Annotated in this window: 10 protein-coding genes; all 10 read right to left on the bottom strand. The window is 39.7% G+C overall.

Features of this window, described 5'->3' with window-relative positions:
- Window positions 1–15: 15 nt before the first annotated feature.
- Complete coding sequence (gene rpsP / locus BJ095_RS06900) at window positions 16–288, bottom strand: 30S ribosomal protein S16 (protein WP_036202915.1); 273 nt, start codon at window positions 286–288, stop codon at window positions 16–18.
- A 107-nt stretch (window positions 289–395) separates the two neighbouring features.
- Window positions 396–1754: a signal recognition particle protein gene (gene ffh / locus BJ095_RS06895; protein ID WP_107933963.1), complete on the bottom strand. Its 1359-nt coding sequence runs from the start codon at window positions 1752–1754 to the stop codon at window positions 396–398.
- 11 nt (window positions 1755–1765) lie between these two features.
- A complete protein-coding gene (locus BJ095_RS06890) occupies window positions 1766–2101 on the bottom strand; it encodes a putative DNA-binding protein (RefSeq protein WP_107933961.1) in 336 nt (111 codons plus the stop codon).
- 106 nt (window positions 2102–2207) lie between these two features.
- Window positions 2208–3401, bottom strand: a complete 1194-nt coding sequence (locus BJ095_RS06885) for an MFS transporter (protein ID WP_107933959.1) — start codon at window positions 3399–3401, stop codon at window positions 2208–2210.
- A 1318-nt stretch (window positions 3402–4719) separates the two neighbouring features.
- On the bottom strand, window positions 4720–5979 hold the full coding sequence (gene ftsY / locus BJ095_RS06880; RefSeq protein ID WP_107933957.1) for a signal recognition particle-docking protein FtsY: 1260 nt from the start codon (window positions 5977–5979) through the stop codon (window positions 4720–4722).
- Window positions 5980–6059: 80 nt separating this feature from the next.
- Window positions 6060–9620, bottom strand: coding sequence for a chromosome segregation protein SMC (gene smc / locus BJ095_RS06875; RefSeq protein WP_107933956.1), 3561 nt, complete (start codon window positions 9618–9620; stop codon window positions 6060–6062).
- A 1-nt stretch (window position 9621) separates the two neighbouring features.
- Entirely contained in the window at window positions 9622–10383 is a 762-nt protein-coding gene (gene rnc / locus BJ095_RS06870; protein WP_107933954.1) for a ribonuclease III, read from the bottom strand.
- A gap of 157 nt (window positions 10384–10540) precedes the next feature.
- The gene (gene acpP, locus BJ095_RS06865; RefSeq protein ID WP_107933952.1) at window positions 10541–10777 is read right to left on the bottom strand and encodes an acyl carrier protein; all 237 of its coding nucleotides are present in this window, start codon (window positions 10775–10777) and stop codon (window positions 10541–10543) included.
- A gap of 127 nt (window positions 10778–10904) precedes the next feature.
- Entirely contained in the window at window positions 10905–11651 is a 747-nt protein-coding gene (gene fabG / locus BJ095_RS06860; RefSeq protein ID WP_107933950.1) for a 3-oxoacyl-[acyl-carrier-protein] reductase, read from the bottom strand.
- On the bottom strand, window positions 11644–12594 hold the full coding sequence (gene fabD, locus BJ095_RS06855; protein WP_107933948.1) for an ACP S-malonyltransferase: 951 nt from the start codon (window positions 12592–12594) through the stop codon (window positions 11644–11646). The genes fabG and fabD overlap by 8 nt, the downstream gene beginning before the upstream one ends.
- Window positions 12595–12603 lie beyond the last annotated feature (9 nt).

Raw genomic sequence — 12603 nt, 5'->3', positions numbered from 1 at the left:
GTGTCACCTCTAGAATTATTTACTGAATTTTTGGTTGTGGAATTTCTCCATGATACCTTGTTCTGAGAACAGGTTACGTACAGTATCAGATGGTTTTGCACCATCAGCTAACCATTTAAGAGCTTTCTCTTCATCGATGTTAACTGTTGCTGGTGAAGTAAGTGGGTTATAAGTACCAACTGTTTCGATTTGACGTCCGTCACGTGGAGAACGAGAATCAGCAACTACGATACGATAGAAAGGAGATTTGTTAGCTCCCATACGTTTTAAGCGAATTTTAACTGCCATTATTTATTGCACCTCCGAATAAGTTTCACACAAGATAGTATATTATCAAGTTTATTTTGGTTTGTAAAGTGTTTTTTCTTAACACCTAATATTTTAGCAAACTTTTTTTATTTAAACAATGAATCCAGGCCAGGTAGCTTCATTTTTTTCTTTCCTTTACCTTGAGTCATACCTGTCATTTGCTTCATCATTTTCTTCATATCCTCAAATTGCTTAAGCAATCTGTTGACTTCCTGCACAGATGTACCAGATCCTTGTGCAATACGCTTTTTACGGCTTGCATTCATGATTTCTGGATGGTTTTTTTCTGCCTTAGTCATGGAATATATAATCGCTTCCACACGCCCCATATGCTTTTCATCGACCTTCACATTATCAAGGCCTTTGATTTTGTTGGCACCTGGCAGCATCTTAAGCATATCCTCAAGCGGCCCCATTTTCTTAACAGCTTGAAGCTGCTCCACAAAGTCATCAAGAGTAAAGCTTTGAGACATAAATTTTTCTTCAAGCTCTTTTGCCTTCTCCATATCTACATTTGCTTGCGCTTTTTCGATTAACGAAAGAACGTCACCCATCCCTAAAATACGAGACGCCATACGTTCAGGGTGGAATGTCTCAAGAGCATCCATTTTTTCACCCATACCGACGAATTTAATCGGTTTTTCTGTAACAGCACGGATAGATAGTGCAGCACCACCACGAGTATCGCCATCTAATTTTGTTAAGACAACGCCCGTAATACCGATTGTTTCGTTAAAGCTTTGAGCAACATTAACAGCATCCTGACCAGTCATAGCATCGACAACTAAAAATACTTCGTCTGGTTCTTTAAGTGCTTTAATATTTTTTAGCTCATCCATTAGTGTTTCATCAATATGCAGTCGACCTGCAGTATCGATAATAACCACATCATGATGCTCTTCTTTTGCATGCTCTAATGCTTGACGAGCAATCTCAACTGGAGATACTTCTGTTCCTAGAGCAAAGACAGGAATAGACAGCTGCTTTCCTAATGTTTCAAGCTGTTGAATAGCGGCTGGACGATAAATATCGGCAGCAACTAATAAAGGCTTACGATTATATTTTTTACGTAATACATTCGCTAATTTACCAGTAGTAGTTGTTTTACCAGCACCCTGCAGCCCGACCATCATAATGACAGTTGGCGGCTTCGTATTAAATTTAATAGGGCTTTGTTCCCCACCCATTAATAATGTCAGCTCATCCTGAACGATTTTAATAACTTGTTGACCAGGAGTTAAGCTTTTCATCACTTCTGAACCAACAGCTCGTTCGCTAACTTTTTTGACAAACTCTTTAACAACCTTTAAGTTAACGTCTGCTTCGATTAATGCAAGACGAACCTCTCGCATCATCGCTTTAACGTCTTGTTCGGTAACTAACCCTTTACCTTTTATCTTTTGGATTGTTCCTTGGAGTCGTTCCGCTAACCCTTCAAATGCCATGTATTAGCCTCCTAATCCGTTTCTTTTAATCGTTTCACCAATTCAAGACGGTATTCTATAGTAGAAGCTTCGTCCTTGATTGACTTAGTTAACAGTTCAAGAATTTCTTGACGTAGACCAAATTTTTCAAATAAACGTAATTTATCTTCATATTCTTCAAGCATTGCCTCTGTACGACGAATGTTGTCATATACAGCTTGGCGTGAAACTTTATAGCTCTCTGCAATTTCCCCCAGTGAATGGTCATCTAGGTAGTAAAGTTCCATATAACTTCTTTGTTTATCAGTTAATAATGCTTGATAAAAGTCGAAGAGAAAGTTCATGCGTGTTGTTTTTTCAAGTAGCATTAAATATCTCTCCAATCATATTTTGTCTACTGTATCATATACGTTTTCAAAAGGTGTGTCAAGGAAATTTCCTTGTCCACATTTTCAAGTTTTAATATGCCTAAAATCAACCTATTTTCTCTGCATTTGCTTGTCTTGTTCTCGCTTTTTTACCATGCAAGAAATAATATATTGCTATAGCAACAACAAACCACACGACCGTCCAGCTATACATCGATTGATAGCTCATATAAGCCAATAAAACCCCATATAGATACGGGCCAATTCCAATTGCTAAGTCCATCAGGATGAAAAATGTTGATGTGGCAGTAGCCTTCCTATTTTTTAACGCTTCTTTAATGGCGATCGCTAAATAATTGGATTGCACTGTCCCATAGCCGATTCCGATTAAAGCACTAGCTAACAAAATCATCCACCCACTGCTCGCTTGACTTAAGACAAAATAGCCAATAACTAATAAAACAAGCATCGGATAGGTTAATTTATTTTCCCCTAAGCGATCAAATAGCCTACCTGTAATAGGTCGCGTGAGTACTAACGCAACAGCGTAAACAACAAAAAAGTATGTAGCTACTTCCCCATGCCCGATTTCGTCCGTATAAGACGCTAAAAATGATAATAAGCTCGAATAGCCTAAAGCTAACGAAAACATACAGATGGCAATCGGTAATGCCTGTTTTTCAAACATATCACTGATTGAAAAGGTAAGCTTTTGAGTATGCTGTGTTTCCCTTTTTGGCGCTGGAACTTTTAAGAAGATTCCAAGCAGATTACAGAAAGCCGCGAAAACCAATACCCATATAAACATATCGAAAGTTGTGATACTTAGCATAAATAGGCCAATAAACGGTCCTGTCGCCATCGCGATATTCATTGCGGTAGCATAATAGCCTGTTCCTTCTCCCCTACGTTCATCGGGTACAACATCTGCCATAATCGCATTAGTAGCAGTCATTAAAAATCCAAAGGTAAGCCCGTGAATTGCCCGAACAATCATAAATAAAGTAAAGGTCGTTGCAAGCTGATAGGCTAAAACAGCCAAGAAGAAAAGCACTGTAGAGATAATAAGTATTTTCTTACGCCCCATCATATCAACGATTTTCCCAGCAAAAAGCCGCGCTACAACCGCCATAATTACATAAATCCCAACAGCGAGCCCAGCATCACTCTGACTTTTTCCAAAGTGTCCAATGACATACTGCGTAACAGTCGCAAGCAAACTATAAAATACAAGATGCGTGAAAAAATTAACGCCACATATCATAAGGAAATTCTTAGTCCACAATTTTGGACGATCCATTTGTAACCCTTCTTTCAAAACATTCCATTTGTATACAATTAAATTATACTAAACAATTGGTAGGTTAAGTAGGGGGATTTTGTGGTTGGGGATGGTTGGGGGATGGAGATTGGGGATTGGTTTATTCGGCAGCTTGTTTATAATTTTGGTTCGGGATGCTGGTCATTTCTCTTATGAACTGCATCGCGTTTACCTTTTTGCTTCGGGATGCAGTTCATTCCTCTTATGAACTGCATCGCGTTTACCTTTTTGCTTCGGCATGCCGTTCATTCCTCTTATGAACTGCATCGCGTTTACCTTTTTGCTTCGGGATGCAGTTCATCTTCCCTATGAAACTCGTTTCAAACGGTCTCCTTGTTCACGATGCGATTCATTTGTTCGATGAACCGCATTTGGATTGTTTACCTTGCTCGTAATGCGTTTCATCCACCTTATGAAGCTCGTTTCATTCGTTTTCCTTCTTCGCAATACGGTTCATTCCCACTATGAAGCTCGTTTCATTCGTTTTCCTTGCTCGTAATGCGTTTCATCCACCTTATGAAACTCATTTCAATCGTTTTCCTTGCTCTCAATACGTTTCATTCACTCCATGAAACTCGTTTCAAACACTTACCTTACTCGCAATACGTTTCATTCACTCCATGAAAACTCGTTTCAAACACTTACCTTGCTCTCAATGCATTTTATCCACCCTATGAAACTCATTCCAATCGTTTTCCTTGCTCTCAATACGTTTCATTCACTCCATGAAACTCGTTTCAAACATTTACCTTGCTCTCAATATGTTTCATTCCCACTATGAAGCTCGTTTCAATCGTTTTCCTTCTTCGCAATACGTTTCATTCCCCCTATGAAACTCATTCCAATCATTTTCCTTGCTCACAATACGTTTCATTCACTCCATGAAACTCGTTTCAAACACCTACCTTGCTCGCAACGCGTTTCATTCCCCCTATGAAACTCATTCCAATCGTTTAGCTTACTCGTAATGCGTTTCATTCCCCCTTTGAAGCTCGTTTCAATCGTTTTCCTTCTTCGCAATACGTTTCATTCCCCCTATGAAACTCATTCCAATCATTTTCCTTGCTCACAATACGTTTCATTCACTCCATGAAACTCGTTTCAAACACCTACCTTGCTCGCAACGCGTTTCATCCCCCCCTGTGAAACTCGCTTCCAAAATCACCTGTGCTCCCAATACGTTTCACGAACAAAATCCGTACGCTTTTCACACACGGCACTTTTAAAACCACCCCAAAACAAAAAACTACTCCAGCACCCGCGTGTGGCAGGATACTGAAATAGTTTTCTGGCTTGGTTAGTCTTCGATTTTTTCTAATTCTTTTTCTAAGCCTTCTGCGAATAGGCCGTAGACGTAGCGTTCTGCGTCGAATGGTTGTAGGTCATCCATTTTTTCGCCAAGTCCAACGAATTTTACTGGGATGTGCAGTTTGTTGCGGATGGCTAGGACGATACCGCCTTTTGCCGTTCCGTCTAGTTTTGTTAACACGATACCTGTTACATTTGTTGCTTCTTTGAATGTTTGGGCTTGAATAAGAGCGTTTTGGCCCGTTGTTGCGTCAAGGGCTAGTAATACTTCATGTGGTGCATCTGGAATTTCACGTGAGATTACGCGGTGCACTTTTTCTAGCTCTTTCATTAGGTTTACTTTGTTTTGTAGACGACCAGCTGTATCACAGATCAATACGTCTGCGCCGCGTTTTTTCGCTGCAGCAATGGCGTCATAGATAACAGCTGCTGGATCTGAGCCTTCTGATTGCTTGATAACCTCACAACCAACACGGTCTCCCCAAACTTGTAGCTGGTCAATTGCTCCTGCGCGGAATGTATCCCCTGCCGCAAGTACAACTGATTTTCCTTCTTGTGATAAACGGTGAGCTAGTTTACCGATTGTTGTTGTTTTACCAACGCCGTTTACACCAACGAATAAGATGACTGTTAGCTCGCCTGCTGGCTGGATATTTAACTCGGTAATATTATCCTCGCCTGCTTCGTAAATCTCAACAAGCTTTTCAGAGATAATGGATTGAATGCCTTCTGTATCCTTGATGTTTTGGCGTTGTACTTCGAAGCGTAATTTGTCCATAAGCTCCATTACTGTTTCGAAGCCAACATCGGCTTGAAGTAAAAGCTCTTCTAATTCTTCAAAGAAGTCTTCATCCACTTTACGATAACGTGCTACAAGATCATTCACTTTTGATGTGAAGGAATCACGCGTTTTCGCTAAACCATTTTTGAATTTTTGAGTAATTGACCATGCTGATGGCTTTTTCTCATCTTCCACTGCCTCTTCAACAGCAGCAGGTAGATTCTCATCCTCAACAACCGATTCTTCAGCTGTTTCTGCTTCAGCCTCTTCAACTTCTACAATTTCTTCGATTACCTGTTCAATTACCTCGTTAGTAATAACAACAGGCTCTTCTTGTTCAACTTCTAAACCGTCGACTTCATCGATTTCCACCGACTCAGACTCAAGGTTTTCAGCCTGTTCTTGTTGGACTTTTTCTTCTTCTGTACTGCCAGTTAACTTTTCTTTTAGTCGTTTAAAAAAGCTCATTCACTTATCGCTCCTTATGTCTATTAGAAAATGGGCTTATCGCCAATGCTTAATTAGCGATAAGCCATAATAATCACATTCTATCTAACAAGTGCTGGTTCTTCTTCAAGTTTTACTGAAACCAGCTTAGATACTCCAGATTCCTGCATCGTGATACCGTATAGTACGTCTGCACCTTCCATCGTACCTTTACGATGGGTAATGACGATGAATTGAGTTTCACTGCTTAATTTCTTTAAATAATCACTATAGCGTTGGACATTTGCTTCATCCAATGCAGCTTCTACCTCATCCAGAATAACAAATGGTACTGGACGAGTATTTAAAATAGCAAACAGTAATGCAATTGCCGTTAAAGCTCTTTCTCCACCTGATAAAAGACTTAAATTTTGAAGTTTTTTACCTGGTGGCTGGGCGACAATTTCAATTCCCGTATCCAAAATATTCTCAGGGTTCAACAAGACTAAATCAGCTTGTCCACCACCAAATAATTCACGGAATACGTGTCTAAACTGAGTTTGAATCATCATGAAGGATTCTCTGAAACGTATCGACATTTCTTCATCCATTTCACGGATTGCTTCATGCAAGGTCTCTTGAGCCTCTAGAAGGTCATTACGCTGCTCTGTTAAGAAAGTATGGCGTTCTAAAACTCTATCATACTCTTCAATTGCTGTTAGATTAACAGGTCCAAGCTCTTCAATCGATTGTTTTAACAGCTTTACCTTACGGCGAACTTGGTCAACATCCTCGATTTCGATCGCTTGTTCACGCGCCTCTTCAAATTCAAGCTCGTATTGCTCCTCAAGAACTGTATGTAGACGATTCATTTCGAATTCAATTCGGCTCGCCTTAACCTCCACAGTTCGTAAGCTTTCTAAAAAGCCTTTATGGATTCGCTGCAATTCCTTTAGCTGCACTTCTAATTGCGTTAAAGCTTGCTGCTGAGAAGAGCGCAAATTACGGTTGGTCTGTATTTTAGCAGTTAGAGCTTCTTTTTTCGCTGTCCACTCTATAACAGTCATTTCAATTTCTTCATCGGTAGGACCGTTATTATCCTCACTTTGAAGCCAGTTAATCTCCTGTGAAAGAGAAGTAACCTGCTGCTGGGCTTTAGAACGCTGTAAAGCAAGCTCAGCCGTTGCAATTTGCAGCTGGCTAACCTGTTCTTGCACTACTGCAAGCTCTGATCGCTTTTGAGCTGAGGACTCTCTTAAAGAATCCTTTTCACTTTCGCTTTTCGTTTTTAATTCGCTTAGCTGAGCTACTTTTTCATTAATCTCTTCAAGCTCCTGCTTTAGCTGCACTAAACGTTTTGTAGCTTCTTCTTTTTGCTCAAGTAATGTAGTTTTTCTTGATGTCATGGAAGTTTGCTCGCTCGATGTAACATTGACCGTTGCTTTTAAGTTTTTCTCTTCCATACCAATTTCAAGTAACTGTGCACGCAGGGTCATTTCCTCTTTACGAAGCACTTCCCCTTCTAGCTTTAGTACTTCAAGCTTTTCACGTAAAGTAGCCACTTCTTCCTTCTCAGCAGCAACCGATTTTTCAGCCTGGACAATGGAATTCTCCATTTTTTCAAGATTACCTGTTAGCTGATCAAGCTCAGCCTTACGAGAAAATAAAGAGGATTGCTGCTTGGATGCACCACCAGTTAAAGAACCACCGGCATTTACAATATCGCCATCGATTGTTACAACGCGATATCTAAACCCACTGCTTCTTGCAATTTGGCTTGCTCCTTCAAGATTTGAAGCAACAAGAACATTTCCTAGTAAGTTTTCAGCGATTGTTCGATTTGACTCATCGAAATCAACTAAATCAACTGCAAGACTTATAAAAGCCGGATGGTCGGCTGCTGATCCAAATTGAGAAATGGAAAGCTTTCGAGACTTCATTACCGTTTTCGGTAAGAAAGTAGCTCGTCCTGCTCGTTTTGCTTTAAGCCAGCCAATCGCTTTTTGAGCGTCTGTTTCTGTGTTCGTTACAATATGCTGGGATGCGGCACCTAAAGCTGTTTCAATCGCTTTTGAGTACTGCCCCTCCACTTGAATTAACTCTGCAACGGCTCCTTCAATCCCTGAGAGCTCGCCACGTTCACGAGCTAAAAGAATTTCTTTTACCCCCTGGAAGAAACCAGAAAAATCAGCTTCCAGCTCAGCCAATGTTTCTTTACGGCTCTTAAGTTGTTGCTGGTGCTGGTAAGCTTGATAAAGCATTTTCTGCTTCTCTTCAAAGGATGTTGCAGTTTTGTTGAGCTTCATTTGAACAAGCTCATGCTGTTCAAGCTTTTGCGTCAGCTGCGCATCGACCTTTGCAAGCTCGGCTTCTAGCTCCATTTTCACTGAAGTGATTTCCTCCAGCTTTTTCACCATTTCAGTAGAACGGTCATTCATACGTTCTGCTGATTCTAGCTGTTGCGTCAGCTGCTGCTCAATATGCTTTAGTTCATTTTTGATAGTTGCTTCTTCATTTAACAAATCGATATATAAATCTTTTGATTGGTCAATTTCTTTTTCAATTTCAGAGGCAGAAGAGTTTAAAGTGAGTTCTAGTTGCTTAATTTCTAGCTTTAACTTTTGAACTTCCTTTTGTTTGACAGTAAATTGTGCTTTTTTCTCTTCCTCACTAATTGTAAGAGAATGTTCTTCCTCTTGTGCAAATAGTAGTGATTGCTGTAATTGATGTAACTGCTTTTCTGCGTTGGAGCGCTTTTCCTTCATAAGGGCTTTACGACCTTCCCAACGCTCAACTTCAGAGCTTGCTTCCACTAGTTGCTCCTGAGCAGTATCCAATACAGCATCGATTTCTTTTAATTTCAAACGGATTGCGTCTAGCTTTGCCTCATCCTTTGAAATTTCTGCTGCATGCTCTTGCTCTGTAGATTTTAATTGCTGATATTCTACATTGATGCTTTCTAGAGTCTCTGCATGGAACATTAAATCGTTCACCGTTAGGGCAATGTCAGATTCCTTAAGCTCATCTGTCATACGTACATAATCCTTTGCACTGGATGCTTGGATTTGCAGTGGCTCAAGGCGACTATCTAGTTCATGTAGAATATCTAAAACTCGATGTAGGTTCTCATCTGTTTCAACTAGTTTATGCTCAGCTTTTTTCTTGCGGTTTTTATACTTCAAAACACCGGCTGCTTCTTCAAAAATCGTTCTTCGATCATCTGGTCGGCTATTTAAAATTTCGTCTACGCGTCCTTGTGAGATAATCGAGAATGCTTCTTTTCCTAACCCAGAATCCATAAACAAGTCCGTAATATCCTTCAGGCGACATTGCTGGTTATTCAGCAAATATTCGCTATCACCTGAACGATACACACGTCTCGTTACGCTAATTTCAGTAAAAGGTATTGGTGCTTGCTGATCCTCGTTATCGAGTACAAGTGTTACCTCAGCAAAATTTAGCGGTTTTCTTGAATCACTTCCAGCAAAAATTACATCTTCCATCTTGGACCCACGTAGTGATTTCGCGGATTGTTCCCCTAAAACCCATCGTATCGAATCCGTTACATTACTCTTCCCACTACCATTTGGGCCAACTACTGCTGTTACACCAGGAACGAAATCAATACCAATACGATCAGCAAACGATTTAAAGCCAATTACTTCAAGTCGTTTAAGGAACATACTAATCCTCCTTAATGCTAGACTGATTCAATGTCACCATCGCATTTTGCGCGGCTTGTTGCTCAGCCTCTTTCTTTGATTTTCCTCGTCCAATTCCTAGTTCCTTGTCATTTAATAAAACGCGGGAAACGAATGTACGATTATGTGCCGGTCCTTTTTCATCGACAATTTCATAATGCAATGTACCATTGTTTGATTGTTGAACCATTTCTTGTAGCTGACTTTTGAAATCCATCACATGCGAAAAAGCACCGACTTCTACTTTTGGGAATACAATTCGTTCTAAAAATTCAACAACATTTTCTAAATCTTGGTCTAAATAAAGTGAACCTATAAATGATTCAAATACGTCTGCTAATAGTGCGGGACGCTCACGACCACCTGTTAGTTCCTCACCTTTTCCTAATAATACATATTTACCAAAGTTTAATTCATTGGCAAAAATAACAAGAGATGGCTCACAAACAATTGAAGCACGAAGCTTTGTTAGCTCTCCTTCACTCATATGCGGATACTTTTCAAAAAGGTATTTAGATACAGAAAGCTCTAGTACAGCGTCTCCCAAAAACTCTAGTCTTTCATTGTCGGTAAATAATTTTCTACGATGCTCATTCACATAAGATGAATGCGTAAAAGCTTGGTAAAGTAAACTTTTATTTCGAAAATAAATATTTAACTCCTCTTGCAGAAATTCAAATTGATGTCTTACTTTTTCAGGTAATACACCAGCTTTTTGATTATTACCTTTTTTTCTTATTGTCATGAACAATCGGCCTTCCTAATAGATTCTAACGTATAGTTTACCTTGTAAACCGTTAGAAATTCAACTTTTCTTTAATTATACTGCAAACTAATATAAAAAGAGGCACAAAGTTTTCGCTTTTCGCTTAAACTGCACCTCTTTTATCGATATATATCGATTAGCTTACTTTAGTTTCAATGTAACTGATAGCGTCGCCAACAGTTGCGATTTTTTCAGCATCCTCGTCTGAAATTTCCATATCAAACTCATCTTCAAGTTCCATTACTAACTCAACAACGTCTAATGAGTCTGCGCCTAAATCCTCACGGAAAGAAGCTTCTACTTTTACTTCGCTTTCGTCAACACCTAATCGGTCAACGACAACTTTTGTAACACGTTCTAATACTGTAGCCAAATCGTTCACCTCCCCTCAAAAAAGTATTATAGAAAACTATATTTGCCAAACTAAGAACAATAATATTATTCCATTAATATTTACAAACATAGTTTAATAATAGATTCATTGTCAAATACCATCAATATTACATATACATTCCGCCGTCTATATGAAGGGTCTGACCTGTCATATAGCTTGCGTCATCTGAAGCTAGGAATACTACAGCCTTAGCGACATCCTCTGGATTACCAAGTTTTGCAAGAGGAATTTGGTTTAGCATCGAGCTCTTTACATCCTCTGGTAAAGTATCTGTCATTTCAGTCGTGATAAAACCTGGTGCAATAGCATTAACTAAAATATTACGAGAAGCAAGCTCACGAGCCGTTGTTTTTGTTAAACCAATCACTCCAGCCTTTGCTGCTACATAATTCGCCTGGCCTGCATTGCCCATTACTCCAACAATAGAAGAAATATTAATAATACGCCCTGCACGCTGCTTCATCATTTGACGAGTAACTGCTTTTGTACATAGGAACACACCTTTTAAATTGGTGTTGATGACATCATCCCACTCATCTTCCTTCATACGCATTAAAAGATTGTCGCGAGTGATTCCAGCATTATTAACCAAAATATCAATTGCTCCAAATTGTTCCATCGTTGCATTCATTAGCTCTTGAACAGAATTATTATCTGATATATTAGCTTGTACAGCAATTGCTTGTGAGCCAAGATTTTGAATCTCTTTAACTACTTCACTAGCTTTTTGCTCACTTCCACTAAAATTCACGACAACATTAGCACCCTCACTAGCAATCTGTAGTGCAATTGCTCGTCCAATTCCGCGAGATGCTCCTGTAACGATCGCTGTTTTTCCGTCTAATTTACCCAATTTGGCTCACTCCAATCGCTTCGATGACTTCCTCAAGTGTCGCTTCATCATGCACACAATATGTTTTGACAGAACGGTCGACTTTTTTTACAAGCCCTGAAAGTACTTTTCCTGGCCCACATTCGATAAAGGTAGTTACACCAAGCTCTAACAATTTACGAACATCGTCTTCCCATAAAACTGGGCTATATACTTGTTCAATCATTTCGTTTCGAATTGCTGCTGGATCCTCTAAAAGCTCTGCACCAACATTACTGATAATCGGTGTATGTGGAGCTTGAATCTCAATCGCATCAATTACCTCTTGCAGTTTTTCTGCTGCCTCACGCATTAGCTCAGAATGGAATGGGCCACTTACTACTAAAGGAATGGCGCGTTTTGCCCCTGCTTCTTTAGCTGCTACAGATGCTTTTTCAACTCCTTCCTTAGTGCCCGAAATAACAATCTGGCCAGGACAGTTTAAATTAGCTAGCTGAACTATATTTCCTTCAGTCGTGATCTGATCACAAACCGCTTTTAGGCTTTTTGCATCCAAGCCTAAAATTGCAGCCATCGCACCTTCACCTGCAGGTACAGCCTCATTCATGAACAAGCCACGTTTATGAACCGTTAACACTGCATCTTCAAAGGATAGCGCACCTGAAGTAACAAAGGCACTATATTCACCTAATGAATGTCCTGCTGTATAATCTGGTTTAATGCCTGCATCGATTAGCTTTTGTGCTACCATTACTCCTGTTGTCAATAATGCCGGTTGGGCATTGTAAGTAAGTGTTAACTCCTCAGCAGGACCATTTAGCATTAAGTTTGATAATGAAAATTGAAGTACTTCATCACACTTTTCATAAAAAGCTTTACTTTCCTTACTAGTTTGAATGAATTCTTGTCCCATTCCTACCTGCTGCGAGCCTTGACCCGGAAAAATAAAAGCTATTTTCGTCATATCCAATCC

This window comes from Ureibacillus chungkukjangi, from assembly GCF_003217295.1.
Taxonomy (GTDB): Bacteria; Bacillota; Bacilli; order Bacillales_A; family Planococcaceae; genus Ureibacillus; species Ureibacillus chungkukjangi.
This window is presented reverse-complemented; position numbering and strand designations above follow the sequence as displayed.